The sequence below is a fragment of the Nocardia sp. NPDC059691 genome (assembly GCF_042733915.1).
GTDB classification, from domain to species: domain Bacteria; phylum Actinomycetota; class Actinomycetes; order Mycobacteriales; family Mycobacteriaceae; genus Nocardia; species Nocardia sichangensis.
Genome location: NZ_JBHWFB010000008.1, coordinates 190,026 through 206,848 on the forward strand (window position 1 = coordinate 190,026; position 16,823 = coordinate 206,848).

General features: G+C 69.9%; 14 protein-coding genes and 1 pseudogene. 9 read left to right on the forward strand and 6 right to left on the reverse strand.

The window, feature by feature from the left end:
- Positions 1–383 precede the first annotated feature (383 nt).
- Both ACFV2O_RS19425 and ACFV2O_RS19430 read left to right on the forward strand, forming a co-directional pair.
- Positions 384–698, forward strand: a complete 315-nt coding sequence (locus tag ACFV2O_RS19425; protein WP_228827325.1) for a hypothetical protein — start codon at positions 384–386, stop codon at positions 696–698.
- Positions 699–714: 16 nt separating this feature from the next.
- The gene (locus ACFV2O_RS19430; protein ID WP_379252996.1) at positions 715–2,166 is read left to right on the forward strand and encodes an RNB domain-containing ribonuclease; all 1,452 of its coding nucleotides are present in this window, start codon (positions 715–717) and stop codon (positions 2,164–2,166) included.
- A 294-nt stretch (positions 2,167–2,460) separates the two neighbouring features.
- Here the strand turns inward: ACFV2O_RS19430 and ACFV2O_RS19435 are convergent, their stop codons facing one another.
- The 5 genes and pseudogenes from ACFV2O_RS19435 to panB all read right to left on the reverse strand — a co-directional run bounded on the left by ACFV2O_RS19435 (position 2,461) and on the right by panB (position 6,601).
- Positions 2,461–3,348, reverse strand: coding sequence for a CHAD domain-containing protein (locus ACFV2O_RS19435; protein WP_379253114.1), 888 nt, complete (start codon positions 3,346–3,348; stop codon positions 2,461–2,463).
- A gap of 21 nt (positions 3,349–3,369) precedes the next feature.
- A pseudogene (gene pip, locus ACFV2O_RS19440) lies at positions 3,370–4,317 on the reverse strand (prolyl aminopeptidase); the annotation flags it as partial.
- A gap of 13 nt (positions 4,318–4,330) precedes the next feature.
- The gene (locus ACFV2O_RS19445; RefSeq protein WP_379252997.1) at positions 4,331–4,780 is read right to left on the reverse strand and encodes a hypothetical protein; all 450 of its coding nucleotides are present in this window, start codon (positions 4,778–4,780) and stop codon (positions 4,331–4,333) included.
- A 91-nt stretch (positions 4,781–4,871) separates the two neighbouring features.
- Complete coding sequence (locus tag ACFV2O_RS19450) at positions 4,872–5,729, reverse strand: phosphotransferase (RefSeq protein WP_379252998.1); 858 nt, start codon at positions 5,727–5,729, stop codon at positions 4,872–4,874.
- Between the two features lie 17 nt (positions 5,730–5,746).
- Entirely contained in the window at positions 5,747–6,601 is an 855-nt protein-coding gene (panB, locus tag ACFV2O_RS19455) for a 3-methyl-2-oxobutanoate hydroxymethyltransferase (RefSeq protein ID WP_379252999.1), read from the reverse strand.
- Positions 6,602–6,788: 187 nt separating this feature from the next.
- On the opposite strand from panB, the gene ACFV2O_RS19460 reads away from it, so the two are divergent.
- The 3 genes from ACFV2O_RS19460 (at position 6,789) to ACFV2O_RS19470 (ending at position 12,899) form a co-directional block, all read left to right on the forward strand.
- On the forward strand, positions 6,789–8,327 hold the full coding sequence (locus ACFV2O_RS19460) for an alpha/beta hydrolase (protein ID WP_379253115.1): 1,539 nt from the start codon (positions 6,789–6,791) through the stop codon (positions 8,325–8,327).
- Positions 8,328–8,491: 164 nt separating this feature from the next.
- Positions 8,492–9,829, forward strand: a complete 1,338-nt coding sequence (gene glnA / locus ACFV2O_RS19465) for a type I glutamate--ammonia ligase (RefSeq protein ID WP_379253000.1) — start codon at positions 8,492–8,494, stop codon at positions 9,827–9,829.
- A gap of 58 nt (positions 9,830–9,887) precedes the next feature.
- Complete coding sequence (locus tag ACFV2O_RS19470; RefSeq protein WP_379253001.1) at positions 9,888–12,899, forward strand: bifunctional [glutamine synthetase] adenylyltransferase/[glutamine synthetase]-adenylyl-L-tyrosine phosphorylase; 3,012 nt, start codon at positions 9,888–9,890, stop codon at positions 12,897–12,899.
- Between the two features lie 57 nt (positions 12,900–12,956).
- Here the strand turns inward: ACFV2O_RS19470 and ACFV2O_RS19475 are convergent, their stop codons facing one another.
- A complete protein-coding gene (locus ACFV2O_RS19475; RefSeq protein WP_355072814.1) occupies positions 12,957–13,292 on the reverse strand; it encodes a helix-turn-helix domain-containing protein in 336 nt (111 codons plus the stop codon).
- 106 nt (positions 13,293–13,398) lie between these two features.
- Here ACFV2O_RS19475 and ACFV2O_RS19480 point away from each other — a divergent pair, with 106 nt between their 5' ends.
- From ACFV2O_RS19480 to ACFV2O_RS19495, 4 genes are all read left to right on the forward strand, one after another.
- Positions 13,399–13,725, forward strand: a complete 327-nt coding sequence (locus tag ACFV2O_RS19480) for a hypothetical protein (protein ID WP_040865768.1) — start codon at positions 13,399–13,401, stop codon at positions 13,723–13,725.
- A 2-nt stretch (positions 13,726–13,727) separates the two neighbouring features.
- Entirely contained in the window at positions 13,728–14,375 is a 648-nt protein-coding gene (locus ACFV2O_RS19485) for a cysteine hydrolase (protein WP_379253116.1), read from the forward strand.
- Between the two features lie 572 nt (positions 14,376–14,947).
- The gene (locus ACFV2O_RS19490; RefSeq protein ID WP_379253002.1) at positions 14,948–15,646 is read left to right on the forward strand and encodes a class I SAM-dependent methyltransferase; all 699 of its coding nucleotides are present in this window, start codon (positions 14,948–14,950) and stop codon (positions 15,644–15,646) included.
- A gap of 138 nt (positions 15,647–15,784) precedes the next feature.
- A complete protein-coding gene (locus ACFV2O_RS19495; protein WP_379253003.1) occupies positions 15,785–16,729 on the forward strand; it encodes an endonuclease/exonuclease/phosphatase family protein in 945 nt (314 codons plus the stop codon).
- The last annotated feature ends 94 nt before the right edge of the window (positions 16,730–16,823 follow it).

The window sequence follows — 16,823 nt, forward strand, 5'->3', positions numbered from 1 at the left end:
GGAAAAAGAATCGCGCGGTCAGATCGGGTTGATCACGAAAACCTGCGCCCAGTACGCGGCCTGCTCCGGGCCCAGCAGCGGCAAGAGGTAGTCGAACAAAATCGATGACATAGGTGCGGAGCTCCCAAATTGTCGACGTGCGGAACATTTCCAAACGTGCGGGCGAACCCACGCCCGTCACGGCGGGCCACGTTAGCAGCGCCGCCCGGGTCGTGTCGCGGGGCGAGAATTTCCGCTGTCCGATTCGTGCGGAACTGGCCCTGATCGTGATCGACGTCATAAAGTAGTCGCCGTTGGTAAGGGCCGGTGCGGGGCAGCACCGGGCCATTCATACTTCGATCGCGGGAAAGCAGGTCTCAACACATATGCGAGTAGTTCGCTCCATGGTCGCCGGCGCATTGGTCGCAGGCGCCGCTTCGGTTTTCGCGGTGCTGGGTGCGGGGTCGGCCGGCGCGGTCGCGGTCACCCCGCTGCCGGGCGGGGTTCAGGTCGACCTGAGTCCCGCCGACACGGTATGGGTGCACCAGAATCATGTCGGTCTGGCTATCGCCGGGCTGCCGCATCCGTCCGCCGCCTCCTTCGGCGAGGCGCTGGACGCGGCGGCTCAGGTGTCGTCCTCGGTGCCGAACGGCCGGGTCACGTTCACCGTCTACGGGCCGTTCGACCAGTTGAACGGCTCCATGCTGGCGCTGCAGTAGGACTCGGCGCCGCAGCGTGGAACTCCACCAGCGGATCGTGTCGGCGCCGGTCGATTTCGGCGCCATCCGGTCCGAGTTCGGCCTGGCCTCGGCGTACCCTGCCGAGGCCAGTGCCGAGGCCCGCGACGCGGTCGACGCGTTCGCGAGTAACCGGGTCGATCGCACGGACATCCCGTTCGTGACGATCGACCCACCCGGGGCCATGGATCTGGACCAGGCCCTGCATATCGAACGCGGCCCCGGCGGCTTCCTCGTGCATTACGCCATCGCCGACGTGGGCGCCGTGATCTTCCCCGACGGCGCGCTCGCCAAAGAGTCCGGCGCCAGGGGCCAGACCTTCTATCTTCCCGACGGCACCGTGCCGCTGCACCCACCCGCGTTGTCGGAAGGGTCCGCCAGCCTGCTTCCGGACCGGACGCGCCCGGCCGCGCTCTGGACGATCGAACTCGACGAGCAGGCCGAACCGGTGCGGTACTCGGTTGTCCGCGCCCTGGTGCGCTCCCGTGCCCGGCTCGACTACTCCCGCGTGCAGGCCGACGCGGAGTCGGGTCGGCTGCATCCCTCGATCGCGGCCCTGCCGGAATTCGGCACGCGGCGCATCGAGGCCGGGCTGGCGCGCGGCGCGATCGGGCTGCGGTTGCCCGCGCAAAGCGTGGTCCAGGACGAGCACGCCGACGGGCACTGGCGACTGGTGGTGGAACCGCGCACCGCCGCCGACGACTGGAACGAGCAGGTCTCGCTGCTGACCGGCATGTGCGCGGCGCGGATCATGCTGGACGGGCACGAGCCCGCGCTGGACCGGGTCGCGCTGCTGCGCACCATGCCGCCACCGTCGGAATCCGCGATCCAGTCGATGCGCCGGACCGCGCAGGCGCTGGGCGTGGCCTGGCCCGACGGCGAAGCTGTCGGCCGGATGCTGGCCCGGCTGGACACCGGCACTCCCGCGGCACTGGTCCTGATGTCCGAGGCGACGAGCTTGCTGCGCGGCGCCTCCTACACCGTCGTCGACGGCGCGGCAGGAGTGCCGCACGCGCCGGAAGCTCTGCGGCACAGCGCGATCGGCGCGCCGTACGCGCACGTCACCGCTCCGCTGCGGCGGTTGTCGGACCGGTTCGCGACCGAGATCTGCCTGGCCCGGTGCGCGGGGGCCGAGGTGCCGCGCTGGGTGCGGGAGGGGCTGGGGAGCGCCGCCGAGACCATGCGGCGCAGCGACAGCGTCGCGGGCAAGATCGAACGCGCCTGCATCGACCTGACCGAATCGACCCTGCTCGCGCAACGTACCGGCGCGACGTTCGACGCCGTCGTGGTGCGCGAGGCCAACGGCAACCGGCCCGCCGTTGTCTTCGTCGCCGACCCGCCGGTGCTGGGCCCGTGTGAGGGGAGACCGCCGGAAGGCGAGACCGTGCGGGTGCGGCTGCTGTCGGCCGACCCGAGGGAGCGGAAGGTGTCCTTCACCTACCCTGCGTGAACGACAGCGGCGGACGCGCCGTGCACGACCTCGTCTCGCAAGCGTGCCGGTGAGCAGAGGTTTGCACCGCGGCGGCCGTGTTGTCGACTATGAGCCAGCGAGCTGGGTTGATCGACCGCGGGCGGGTGGCCGCGTTGCCGACGGACGCGAGGCGGCCCGAGTTGCCGACTCCGGACGCGCGCCGGCGTCGTATGCCGGCTGCGGACGACCGCTACCGGTCACGGCACCGCCCGCGGCGCTGCTGGTCGGCGAACGCGGTGATCGGCTCGACCGGCTCCACGCCGGGACGCCGGATCACCCCGTGATGACGGCCGCTCCGAACAGCGCCGCGGCGGTGGCCGGATAGCGGCTCAGTTCACGGCCCGCCGCGGCGTCCTCCGTGGCCGCGAGGGCCTCGTACAGGCCGGCGTGCTCGCCCGCCGCCGCGGCCTCGGCCGCCCGGTGCAGGATCGCGCCGTGCGACTCCACCGCGTCCCGATGGTCGCCGAGCACGGTTTGCAGCTTCTTCGCCCGGACGCCGCGCTCGGCGGCGTCGTCGCCGAGGACCTGCTGCGCCGCCTCGCACGAATACCGCAGCCGCTTGGCGCTCTTGCGGATGTCGTGCAGCAGTTCCACCCGTTCGAGCGGATCGACGGTGGGCTCGGCGCGGATCAGGGATTCCACTCGGTCGAGGTCGCGCTGCAGCACCTCCCGGAAGACGTCCGGCGCCGCCGCGTCGGCGCGTGAGTGGCGCAGCGGCGGGTCGGTGCGCCATCGGGACAGCTCGTCGCGCAGCTCGCGGTAGCGGGCGCCGTCCAACGCGGTCAGCACCTCGTCGTGCGCCGCGCGATAGCGCTCCCGCTCGGCGTCGACCAGCCGCGCGGTGACCGCGTCGAGCTCCGCCGGGTCGGCTCGCTCGGCATGATCGGCCAGCAGCGTGGCGAACCGATCGGCGCGCACCTCCGCGTCCCGCGCTTCACCGAGCAACCCGGCCAGCCACTTGAGTTCCGCGCCCATCGCGGCGGCGGGCTTCTTGGCGAGCAGTTTGCCGTAGGACCGCAACACGCTGCGCAGCCTGCGGGTGGCCACCCGCATCTGATGGACCGAGTCCTCCGCGTCCGCGCGGACTTCGGGTTCGGCGGCCGCGAGCCGGTCGATGTCCTCGCGCAACGCGTCCACCAGAGCGGACCCCGCCGTGATCACCGTGCTGGTCCGCGCTTTCGCGAATCGGTCGGTGGCCTCGACCAGGTGATGTGTGATGCCGGGCTCGTTCGCCGCGTGCCCCGCGTCGTCGACGATATGCAGGACCGACCCGGGCCAGGCTCGGTGCAACTCCCACGCGCTGACCGCGGGACAGACGATGTCGTGGCGGCCCTGCACGAGCACGGCCGGGATGTGCGCGATGGCGTCGATGTCACGCAGCAGCTGGCCCTCTTCGAGGAACCCGCCGTGCCGGAAGTAGTGATTCTCGATCCTCGCGAACGCCAGCGCGAATCGCGGCTCCGACGTCTCGGCCACCCGATCCGGATGCGGCAGCAGCGAACTCGTCGCGCCCTCCCAGCTGGACCAGGCGATCGCGGCCTCGCGGGCGAGGTCTTCGTCGGCCGAGTGCAGCAGGCGGTGATAGACCTCGACCAGGTCCTGATCGCGTTCGTCTTCGGGCACCGGCGCGAGGAACTTCTCCCACTCGTCCGGATAGACGTAGCCCGCCGCGCCGTTGTAGTACCAGTCGATCTCCTTGCGGCGCAACAGGAAGATGCCGCGCAACACCAGTTCGGTCACCCGGTCGGGGTGTCGCTGCGCGTAGGCCAGCGCGAGCGTGGAGCCCCATGAGCCGCCGAACACCTGCCAGCGATCGATGCCGAGATGTTCGCGCAGCGCCTCGATGTCGGAGATCAGGTGGCCGGTGGTGTTGTGTTCCAGACTCGCGCCGTCGGCCAGGTGCGGGGTGGAGCGGCCGCAACCACGCTGGTCGAACAGGACGATCCGGTAGGCGGCCGGATCGAAGAAGCGCCGATGGAACGGCGCGGTGCCGCCGCCGGGCCCACCGTGCAGGAAGACGACCGGCTTACCGGCCGGATTGCCGCTGACTTCCCAGTAGACCGACTGGCCGTCGCCGACCGCGAGCATGCCGGAGTCATGCGGCTCGATCTCGGGATAGAGGGTGCGCATCCGGCCGCCCGGCTCAGAACGCCAGGCCCGAGGCCAGATCCGGGATGCCCAGCGCCTCCACGGCCTGCTGACGGACATCCGGGCAGCTCTTGACGGTGGCGCGGTCGACGATCGGCTTGTCGGCCAGTACCGCGCCGTTGATGCCGCCGTTGCGCAGCGCCCACTCGTGCACCAGGGCGTTCAGCCCGATCTTGCCCAGCGTCCCGCCTTGGATCCGCCAATTGGACAGCTCCGGCCGGATCATGTCGCACAGCTGGATCGCGGCCGCGTCTGAGATCTCCGGGCTCGTCGGCGTGACGCGGCCGGAGGTCGTGCCGGGAGCGGCGGTGGCCGACACCGTGGTGGAACTCGAGCTGCCGGTGGGCGCCGGGCCCGAGTCGCTGCCGCAAGCGGTCAGCGCGGCGGCGGTGAGAGCGCCCGCCACCAGCAGGGTGCTGCGTGAAATCCAACGGCTGTACGGCATGGGTACCTCTGGTCGTGTCGGTATTGTCGGCATCGAGTCTGCCATTGATTCCGCCGACCGGCCCGAACCGGCCGTTTTCGGTGGGAAGAGTTCAGCCGAAGTGCGCGCGCAGCTCGTCGAGCAGGTCCTGGCGGACGCGGTCGAAGGCAGGCTCGGCGCTTTCCACGGTGCGCCACGGATGCAGCGCGACCAAAGGGGCCAGGCGTTCGGCCGTGGCGATCTCGGCTTCGGATACGTGCTCCAACTGTCGCCAGTGGGCGAAGTACTCCGCGCGATAAGGGCTGTGCAACACGCGGTGGGATAGGAACGGATGGGTGATCACCGCGTCACCCCAGTCGAACAGCAGACCAGGTCCAGGCTCGCGCGCGAAAACATTGCCTGGGTGCAGGTCGTTGTGTTCGATGCTGAGTCTGCCGGATTCGGCCAGAGCGGCGGCGGCCGCTTCGATGCGGTCGCCGAGCCCGGGTGCCCGCGACTCGAAATGCCGGTAGATGCCGATCAGTTCGCCCGGTGGCAAGTAGGGGATGCCGGTGGCGCGCATGTCCTCCACGTGCGCGGCGAGCGAGTGCTGGAGATCGGCGTAATGGCGGACAAGCGCGGGCCAGCCGTCACCGAAGCCGTCAGCGGTCGCGCCGCCGTCCGGACTGAGCAGCCAGCCGTTTTCCGCATGCACCGCAAGCGGTTGCAGCACGCTACCGGGACGGAGGCGGGCGAGTAGCCGCAACAGCGGACCCTCGTGGGCGAAGGCGCGAGCGTTCGCCTTCACCCACATCGTGCCCGCGTCGGTGGGGATGCGGGCCAGCAGCGACCAAGCGCGCCGCTTGGTCTCGACCGCTGTACCGGTGATCTCGATGTTCCGGGCGTGCAGCACGGTGTGCGCCCAGCTGACCATAGGGTCCAGCGGTTGGCCGAGCAGCGCGACCGGTGCGCGCGCCGCCCGACCCGTCATCTCTACGGAATCGCCGTTCAGAAGCTGTGCTCCGCCGCGGGGAAGGTGCCCCGGCGCACTTCGTCGGCGTAGGCAGCGGCGGCGGCACGCAATTCGTCGCCGACGTTGCCGAAGCGCTTGACGAACTTCGCGGTCTTGCCGCTGGTGTAGCCTGCCATGTCCTGCCAGACCAGCACCTGCGCGTCGGTGTCGGCGCCCGCGCCGATGCCGACGGTCGGAATGGTCAGCTTGCGGGTGACCTGCCCCGCCAGTTCGGCCGGGACCATCTCCATCACCACGGAGAACGCGCCCGCCTCCTGAACGGCGATGGCGTCGGCGATCAGTTGCTCGGCGCCGTCGCCACGACCCTGCACGCGGAATCCGCCGAGGGTGTTCACGCTCTGCGGGGTGAAGCCGATGTGCGCCATGACCGGGATGCCCGCCGCGGTGATCAGCGCGATCTGCTCGGCGACCCGCTCGCCGCCTTCCAGCTTCACCGCGTGCGCCCCGCCCTCCTTCATGAACCGGGTCGCCGTCGCCAGCGCCTGCTGCGGGGAGGACTCGTAGGTGCCGAACGGCAGGTCGGCCACGACCAGCGCGTGCGGCGCGCCGCGCACCACCCCGCGCACCAGCGGGATGAGCTCGTCGACAGTGATCGGCACGGTGGTGTCGTAGCCGTACACCACGTTGGCCGCGGAATCGCCGACCAGCAGCACGGGAATGCCCGCTTCTTCGAACAGCCGCGCCGAGGAATAGTCGTAGGCGGTCAGCATCGCCCAGCGTTCACCGTCGGCTTTCATCTGCTGCAGGTGGTGCACCCGGGTCTTGCGCATCTTCTTGGGCTCGGCGGGCGCCGCACCGTAGGCAGGGGTTTCCGAGTCGGATACGGACATCATCGTCCCTTTCGTCTGTGTCGCCTCGGGGCCCGTCCGGGTCCCCGGGAGTGTCTGACGATTTCAGTGTGCCACCCGCCACCGAGGCGGATTAAGGCCGATGACCGGTGCGATTGGTCACAGCACGGCGCGGGTTTGCCCGGGGCGGCCACCGCGTTCGCCCGATGGCAGTATCGACAGCATGTCGATGGTGCGGAATGGGCGCGGTGCACTCCCGGTGGCGGTGCTGGCGTCGCTGGCTGTGCTGGTTGCGGGGTGCGCCGTGACCCGCACCGAAACGGGGCAGCCTGCGCCCACGCCGCCCACCGGGCTGGAGAAGTTCTACGGCCAGGCGGTGCAGTGGGGTGACTGCACCGGATTCGGCGGGCCGGACGACCGGCTGCCGCCGAGCACCGAGTGCGCCCGGATCACCGTGCCGGTGGACTACGCGGCGCCCGACGGGCCGACCGCCCAGATCGCGATCTCCCGGACGCGGGCGACCGGGCGGCGGGTCGGTTCGCTGGTGATGAACCCGGGTGGCCCGGGGGAGTCAGGTCTCGGCCTGTCGTCGCTCGGCAACAAGACGGAATTGGCCGAGCGCTTCGACCGGATCGGCTTCGACCCGCGCGGCGTCGGTTCTTCCACCCCCTCGATCGTCTGCCAGACACCCCAGGAGCAGGACTCCGAGCGCGCCGAGCCGGAGGACGACTACACCCCGGCGGGCATCGCCGACGCCGAGGCCGACAACCGCCGGTACGCGGGCCGCTGCGCCGATCGGACCGGGAAGGAGTTCCTCGCCCACGTCGGCACCCGCGAGGTCGTGCAGGACCTCGACATCATGCGCGCCGCGCTCGGCGACGCGAAGCTGACCTACGTCGGCTACTCCTACGGCACCAAGATCGGTTCGGCGTACGCGGAGCGGTTCCCCGACCACGTGCGCGCCATGGTGCTGGACGGCGCCATCGACTCCTCGCAGGATCCGGTGCAGGAGTCGCTGCGCCAGGCGGCGGGCTTCCAGAAGGTGTTCGACGCCTACGCCGCCGACTGCGCGCGGCAGCCCGACTGCCCGCTTGGCGCCGACCCGGCGCAGGCGGTGCCGCGGTTCCGCGCGTTGGTGAACCCGCTGTGGGACAAGCCGGCGCCGACCACCGATCCGCGGGGTCTGACCTACGGCGACGCGCTCACCGGCGTGCGCCAGGCGCTCTACACCGACGAATTGTGGAAGGTGCTCACGCTCGGGCTGTCCGAGCTGCGCGACGGGCGCGGCGATACGCTGCTGGCCCTGGCCGACCTGTACGACGGACGTCGCGACGACGGCACTTACGCCAACACCAGCGACGCGTTCAACGCGATCCGCTGCGTGGACGATCCGCGCATCACCGATCGCGGGGTCGCCGGACGCCAGGACGCCGAATACCGGAAAGCGGCCCCGTTCCTGGACGACGGGCGCGGCACCGGCGCGGCGCCGCTGGAGCTGTGCACCGCCTGGCCGGTGCCGAACACGAGTGAACCGCATCGCATCTCGGTGACCGGTCTGCCGAAGACGGTGGTGGTGTCGACCACCGAGGACCCGGCGACGCCGTACCAGGCCGGAGTCGACCTGGCCGACCAGTTGGGCGCCGCGCTGATCACCTATCAGGGCAACCGGCACACGGTGGCGCTGGCGGGCGGCGTCCCCTGCGTCGACGACGCGGTGATCGCCTATCTGGTCGACCTGACCGAGCCCGCCTCCGGCCTCACCTGCTGAGCCGGGCGCGCGCGGTTGCTGATCGGTCACGCGATGCTGCCCGGTCCGGAAGAATCTCACAAACCGGACGATCCGACTGTGCGGAGTCTTCCGAAAAAACCAGGTCAGCAATCTTAAGCGTGTATGTAACACAGATTTAACGCCGGATGCTTACGCTCGCGGACATGGATCGCCAGAAGGAATTCGTGCTGCGGACGCTCGAAGAGCGGGACATCCGCTTCGTACGTCTCTGGTTCACCGACGTCTTGGGTTACCTGAAGTCCGTCGCGATCGCGCCCGCCGAGCTGGAGGGCGCGTTCGAAGAGGGTATCGGTTTCGACGGCTCGGCCATCGAGGGCTTCGCCCGTGTCTCGGAGGCCGACATGGTCGCCCGGCCGGATCCGTCGACCTTCCAGGTGCTGCCGTGGGCCACGAGCAAGGGCCATCAGCACTCCGCGCGCATGTTCTGCGACATCACCATGCCGGACGGCTCGCCGTCCTGGGCCGACCCGCGCCACGTGCTGCGCCGTCAGCTGAACAAGGCGGGCGACGTCGGCTTCAGCTGCTACGTGCACCCCGAGATCGAGTTCTTCCTGCTGGAGAACGGCACGCGTGACGGCGTCCCGGTCCCCGCCGACACCGGCGGCTTCTTCGACCAGGCCGTGCACGATTCGGCGCCGAACTTCCGCCGCCACGCCATCGACGCGCTGGAGTCCATGGGCATCTCCGTGGAGTTCAGCCACCACGAGGGCGCTCCGGGTCAGCAGGAGATCGACCTGCGCTATGCCGACGCGTTGTCCATGGCAGACAACGTGATGACTTTCCGCTACCTGATCAAGGAAGTGGCCATCGACGAGGGCGTGCGCGCGACCTTCATGCCCAAGCCGTTCGCCCAGTACCCGGGCTCGGCGATGCACACGCACATGAGCCTGTTCGAGGGCGAGACCAACGCCTTCCACGACCCCGACGACCCGATCAACCTGTCGGAGACGGCGCGCGCGTTCATCGCGGGCATCCTCGAGCACGCCCCGGAGATCAGCGCGGTCACCAACCAGTGGGTCAACTCCTACAAGCGCCTCATCCACGGCGGCGAGGCGCCCACGGCGGCCTCGTGGGGCCGGTCCAACCGCTCCGCCCTGGTCCGTGTGCCGATGTACACACCGAACAAGGCCTCCTCGCGGCGCGTCGAGATCCGCAGCCCCGATTCCGCGTGCAACCCCTACCTGGCCTTCGCCGTGCTGCTCGCGGCCGGTCTGCGTGGCATCGAGAAGGGCTACACGCTGCCGCCGGAGGCCGAGGACGACGTGTGGTCGCTGACCGTCGCCGAGCGGCGCGCGATGGGCTTCCGCGAGCTGCCCGGCACGCTGGACGAGGCGCTGCAAGCGATGGAGCGCTCCGAGTTGGTCGCCGAGACCCTGGGCGAGCACGTGTTCGACTTCTTCCTGCGCAACAAGCGCCGGGAGTGGGCGGACTACCGCAGCCAGGTCACGCCGTTCGAGCTCAAGGAATACCTGGGGTTGTAATCCGAGCGATGCCCCGGGGGCGGCGTGCCCCCGATCGCGGCCAGGTAATTTGAGAACCATGGTCCGGCCCCCCTCTGCGCGCTCCGCTGTCCCCGGTGTCGGTCGGCTCGGATTGCTCGAGCCGTCCGCCGCCGCGTCGCTGCGCGAATTGGGCTGGGACAACGTCGAGAGCATTCCCGTGCTGTGGTCGCTGTCCCGCGCGCCGGACGCCGATCTCGCGTTGAGCACGCTCATGCGATTGCGCGAGAGCATCGGGGACGGTTGGGACGCGATCGATTCGGCCATCCGTACGGATACGTCGCTGCGGGGCAGGCTGTTCGCGCTGCTCGGCTCCTCCAGCGCGTTCGGCGATCATCTCGTCGCGGCGCCGGAGTCGTGGGAAGGCTTGCGCCGCAAGGAGTTACCTGGACGCGACGAGCTGATCGCCGATCTGCTCGCCGTGGTCGACGCGGCACCGGAGGAGGGGCCGAACGCGACCCCGATGCTGTTCCGCGCCGCGATCTCGGGGCCCGAAGTGGCGGCGTCGCTGCGCAAGCGGTACCGCGATCACTTGATGCTGCTGGCCGCGCTGGATCTGGCGGCCACGGTGGAGAACGAGCCCGTGCTGCCCTACCAGGTGGTCGGCAGGCAGCTCACCGACCTGGCCGACGCCGCGTTGACCGCTGCGCTGGCGGTGGCGGTGGCGCGGGTCTGCAAGGACGAGCCGGTGCCGGTGCGGCTGGGCGTGATCGCGATGGGCAAGTGCGGCGCGCGCGAATTGAACTATGTCAGCGACGTCGACGTGGTGTTCGTCGCCGAGCCCGCCGACGCCACCGCCACGCGTCTGGCCGCGGAGATGATGAGCGTGGCGAGCCAGGCGTTCTTCGAGGTAGATGCGGCGCTGCGGCCGGAGGGCAAGGCCGGTGCGCTGGTGCGGACGCTGGATTCGCACATCGCTTACTACAAGCGCTGGGCACGCACCTGGGAGTTCCAGGCGCTGCTGAAGAATCGTCCGGCGACCGGTGACATCGCGCTCGGCGAGCAGTACCGAGCCGCGCTCATGCCGATGGTGTGGTCGGCGTCGGAGCGTCCCGATTTCGTCGCCGACGTGCAGGCGATGCGCCGCCGCGTGGAGGATCTGGTGCCCGCCGATCTGCGCGAACGCGAACTCAAGTTGGGGCGCGGCAGCCTCCGGGACGTCGAATTCGCCGTGCAGCTCCTGCAATTGGTGCACGGGCGGGTGGACGAGACGCTGCACGTGCAGGGCACCGTCGAGGCGCTGACCGCGCTGGCCGCGGGCGGCTACGTCGGTCGCGACGACGCGGCCAATCTCACGGCTTCCTACGAGTTCCTGCGGCTGCTGGAACACCGGCTCCAGCTTCAGCGGTTGCGTCGCACCCACACCCTGCCGGCCGACGACGACGAGGAGGGCATGCGCTGGCTGGCCCGCGCGGCGCACATCCGGCCCGACGGCAGGCAGGACGCGGTGGGTGTGCTGGGCAGCGAGATCCGCCGGAACGCGGTGCGCGTGCGGCGCTTGCACGCCAAGCTGTTCTACCGGCCGCTGCTGGATTCGGTGGTGCGGCTGGAACCCGACGCGCTGCGCCTGAGCCCCGAAGCCGCAATCCGGCAGCTGGCCGCTCTCGGCTACGCGGCGCCGGAACACGCCCTCGGCCACCTGAAGGCCCTCACCGGCGGCGTGTCGCGCAAAGGGCGCATCCAAGCCCTGCTGCTGCCGACGCTGCTCGAATGGCTCGGTGAGACACCGAATCCCGACGCGGGCCTGCTGGCCTATCGCCGCGTGTCGGAGGGGCTCGCCGACCAGATCTGGTTCCTGCGCGAACTGCGCGACGAGGGGGCGATCGCCCAGCGGCTGATGATCGTGCTCGGCTCCTCCGAGTACCTGCCCGATCTGCTGATCAACGCGCCGGAGACGATCCGGATGTACGCCGACGGCCCGAGCGGCCCGCTGCTGCTCGGACCGCAGCCCGACGAGGTGGCCCGCGGCATCCTCACCGCCGCCGCGCGCTACGAGGACCCGAAACGCGCCGTCGCCGCGGCCCGTTCGCTGCGCAGGCACGAACTCGCGCGGGTGGCGTCGGCCGATCTGCTGGGCATGCTCGAAGTGCCGCAGGTGTGCCGGGCGTTGTCGTCGGTGTGGGTGGCGGTGCTCGAGGCGTCGTTGCGTGCGGTGATCCGGGCGGGCGAAGCGGAGCGGGGTGCGCCCGCGCCTGCCGACATCGCGGTTATCGGCATGGGCCGACTCGGTGGCATGGAGCTCGGGTACGGCTCGGACGCGGACGTGCTGTTCGTCTGCGACCCGCGGCCGGGCGAGGACGAGACCAAGGCGGTGAAGTGGGCGATCGGGGTGGCCGACCGGGTGCAGCAGCTGCTCGGCGCGCCGAGCACCGACCCGCCGCTGCACGTGGACGCCGGGCTGCGTCCGGAGGGGCGCAACGGCGCGCTGGTGCGCACGTTGGCCGCCTACGCGGCGTACTACCAGCAGTGGGCGCAACCCTGGGAGGTGCAGGCGTTGCTGCGCGCGCACCAAGTGGCCGGTGACCAGGAACTCGGGGTGCGTTTCCTGCACGTCATCGACAAGGTGCGGTACCCGGAGGGCGGTGTGTCCGCCGAGGCGGTGCGCGAGATCCGGCGGATCAAGGCCAGAGTGGACGCCGAGCGGCTGCCCCGCGGCGCCGATCCGGCCACGCACACCAAACTGGGGCGCGGGGGCCTGGCCGACATCGAGTGGACGGTTCAGCTGGTGCAGCTGCGGCACGCCCACGAGGTGCCCGGCTTGCACAACACCTCCACACTCGAGGCGCTGGATGTGATCGAGCGGACCGAGCTGCTGGACGCGCAGGACGTGGCGCTGCTGCGCGACGCGTGGCTGACCGCCACCAATGCCCGCAACGCCTTGGTCCTGGTACGCGGCAAACCCAGCGATCAGCTACCGGGTCCGGGGCGGCTGCTTTCCGCCGTCGCCCGCGTCGCGGGGTGGCCCAACGACGACGGCAGCGAATTCCTCGACCACTACATGCGCGTCACCCGGCGCGCCAAAGCGGTCGTCGAACGAGTCTTCGGCGCGTGAGGTTCCTGTCCGCGCGCACGTCCCTTTCGGCCTGACGAAATCGAGCCCGCGGCCGGCTCAAGGACCGACGGTGAGACCCGCGCGGGCCGCGCGCTGTTCGCCCCAGTCGTAGAGCGCGGTGAGGACCGGGACGAGGGTGCGGCCCTCGTCGGTGAGGGTGTATTCGACCTGCGGAGGCACCGTGTCGAAGGTGGTGCGCCGGACCAGGCCGTCGGACTCCAGTTCGCGCAACTGCTGGACCAGCATCTTCTCGCTGGTGGTCGGCATCCGCCTGCGCAACTCGCCGTAGCGGTGCACACCCTCCTTCAAGTGGGCCAGGATCACCGGCTTCCACTTGCCGCCGATCAGGTCGACGGTCACCTCCACGGCGCAGTTGTAGCGCTTGTCGGGCACCTGTCCTCCGGGTACTCACTGAAAAGTGCGTTCTTGTAACACTGTAATCATCGCGATTCCATGAATGCCGTTCGTATCGACCACCGCAGACATGGAGCGAAACATCGTGAAGGTCATCGTTTTCGACCGCTTCAAGCCAGGCGTCACCCTGGAGACGATCAACCCGTACCTGCCCGAGGAGGTCGCCAACGTGTGGCGGCTGTGGAAGGCGGGCATCGTCCGGGAGAACTACGCCCGCGCCGACGAGCCCGGCGTGGTGATCGTATTCGAGGTCGACAGCGTCGAGGAGGCGCGGAAGTACGTCGCGGACTTCCCGCTCACCAAGGCCGGATACCTGGAATGGACGTTCGTCCCGGTGCAGGCGCCGTTGCCGCTGGAGGCGCTGATGGATCCGGCCGTGGACGTCGCCGAGCCCTACGACCGGACCGCGTGAGCATGCGCCACGCCTTCGGCCTGAGCATCCCGCAGACCGTGCCGGAGGCCTGCGATCCGGCGCGGATGGCGCTGCTCATCTACGACATGCAGGTCGGCATCGTGCGGCAGATTCCCGGCGGCGAGGAGATCGTGCGCGCGTGCGTGCGGCTGCGCGACGCCGCCCGGGCGGGGGGTTTCCGGGTGTTCTACACCCGGCACATGTCCTTGCCGGTGGCGGCGTCGGGCGTCGCCCAGCTGCGCACCGCGATGTCCTGGCAGCGGGTGGACGACCCGGCGGACGTGCGTTCGAGCTTCCCGCAGGGTTCGCCGCAATTCCACTTGGTGCCCGAGTTGACGCCGGGTCCGGACGAGGTGGTGTTCGACAAGATCACCATGTCGGCGTTCGCGGCCACCCCGCTGGACTTCGCGCTGCGCGACTGCGGCATCGACACCTACGCCGTGGCGGGCATCGCCATGGAGGTGGGGATCGAGCCGACGGTTCGGCACAGCCTGGACCTGGGTTATCTGCCGATCATCGTCACCGACGCGTGCGGCGCCGGTCATCCGGCGGCGGCCGAAAGGTCGCATGCCACACTCGAATTCACCGGCGGATCGCTCACCACGGACACCGCCGCGCTGACCGAGGCCATGAGTCGGCACGCCCACTGAGGCTACGGCCGCCGAACCGGTGCGCGCGGCGTGCCGGTTCGTGGCCTTCAGCTTGCTCGCCCGGCCGAATGCGCCGCTATATCTCGGCAGGGAGCGAATCGGCCGATCCACGTTCCTGCGCGCGGTCTCCAGCGGCGCCCAAGTCGACCACCGGCCAGGACGAGGCGCTGCTCGGTGTGGGATCACCACCAGGCCCGCGCGGTGATCTCCACTGCGCGGGCCGGGTCACGGACTCCCGCACGCCAGGTCGTCCTGCGGTGGGGTGTTCGCGGCGCCGGTCAAGGTCTGGAAGCGATCGACGAACCGGCGTAAGGCGAGCCGGTCTTCGTCGCCGAGCCCGTTCGCGGTCGTGACGGTGACCTCGCCATCAGTTCTCGGCCAAGGGTAGACCGGCCGACCTCGTCATGGACGACGATCCGCCGCCCAGCCCACGGTCCGGTCTCGATCAGTGGCGTGTCGAGCGGTGCGGGAGATCTCGCCCAGCCCCGGTGTCATCCCGCCCGTCGAGCGGATCGAGCGCGTCGTGGGCGAGGGTCCGCGACATCGGGCAGATGCACTGATATTCGTTTGCTATGACGACGCCAGAGGATTTCGATTTCGATTTCGATGCCATCTATAGGGGCACCGGCGGCCCGTTCGGTCCGGGTGTCAAAGCACCGTGGAGTATCGGCGAACCCCAACCCGAACTCGCCGCCCTGATCGACGAAGGGAAATTCCACGGTGACGTGCTCGACGTCGGCTGCGGGGAGGCGGCGATCTCGCTGTATCTGGCCGAGCGGGGTTACACCATCGTGGGATTGGATCTGTCGCCGACCGCGGTCGAGCTGGCCCGTGCCGAGGCAACCCGGCGCGGCCTGACGAGCGCTTCGTTCGAGGTCGCCGATATCACTTCTTTCACCGGCTACGACGGCCGCTTCGGCACCATCGTCGACAGCACGCTGTTCCATTCGATCCCGGTCGAGTCGCGGGATGGTTACCAGCAGGCGATCGCACGCGCCGCCGCGCCGGGTGCGTCCTACTTCGCGCTCGTGTTCGACCGGGCGGGCCTGCCCGAAGTGCCCCAGCCGGGACCATCGCCGGTCACCGCCGATGAGCTTCGGGAGGTGGTGTCGAAGTATTGGACGATCGATGAGATCAGGCCGGCCCGAATTCACGCCAACTTGCCCGCGGAGTTGCCCGAGGGCGCGCCTGTCCGCTTCGAAGGGATACGCGACGAGCCCGGCGGCCGCAAGTCGGTTCCGGCCTGGCTGCTGTCGGCCCACCTGGGCTGATTCTCCGACAGCGAAGTCGCGAGGTGCGTCGCCCGGGCGAGGGACATCGCCAGGCATCGAAGTGGCCGGGTTTCCTCTGTGCCGGTCTCGAGCTGCACCGGATCAAGGGCTTCACCGGCATTGCCTAGGCTCGACCGCATGCGTAGATGGATGGACCGGGCATTGTTCGGTGTGGGGTGGTGCGCAGTAGCCGCAGGCGCCGTCGGGATAGCGCTGCACTTCGCTGCGTGGCAGCGGCGAGTGCTGGTGTTGCTCGCATCGGGGGCGTCGTACTTCATGATCGGCGCGATCGTGGGCCTGGTGCTCTTGCTGATCGCGCGCGGATGGCGCAGCGCCGCTGTCGCCGGGGTGCTGGCGGCGGCGACGCTGTGGACGCTGGTGCCCGCGTTCGTGCCGCAGGGCCGGGCAGCCGACGGTCCGAAGCTGACCGTCATGCAGTCGAATCTGCTGTTCGGCGGCGCCGACCCGGCCGCCGTTGTGCGCGCGGTGCGGGACGACCGGGTCGACGTGCTGACCGTGGACGAACTGACCGACGCCGCGCTGGAGCGGTTGGCGGGCGCGGGCCTGCTGGGTGAACTGCCCTACCACTACACCGAGCCCACCCGCGACGGCGGTGGCGGCACCGGCATCTACAGCCGATATCCGCTGCGCGACACCAAGAAATACGACGGATACATCCTCAACAACATCTCCGCGACGATGGATCACCCCGAACGGGGACCGATCACCGTCTTCGCGTTCCATCCGGTCCCGCCGCCGTTCGATTTTCCCGCGTGGCAGACGGAGATGCGCAAGACCAGGGAAATCCTCGACGCGCAACGGGGCCCGGCCATCGTGGGCGCGGATTTCAACGCGACCCGTGACCACGCCGCCTTCCGCGACCTGCTACGCGGAAGCTTCGCCTCGGCGGCCGACCAGGCAGGCGCAGGCCTGCTGCCCACCTTCCCCGCCGACCGCGCGTGGGGACCGGTGATCGGCATCGACCACATCCTGCTCGCCGACGCCACCGCCGAAGAGGTGCGCACCCTCTCGGTCCCCGGCTCCGATCATCGAGCGCTGCTCTCCCACATCCACCTTCAGTGACCCCACACTGTCGGGCGCGCACAGACCACGCGCGACGGCCGCCACATCGAACTTCGCCGCCGGCAAGTCGCGATGCGCCCCGGCCGGCTTCTGG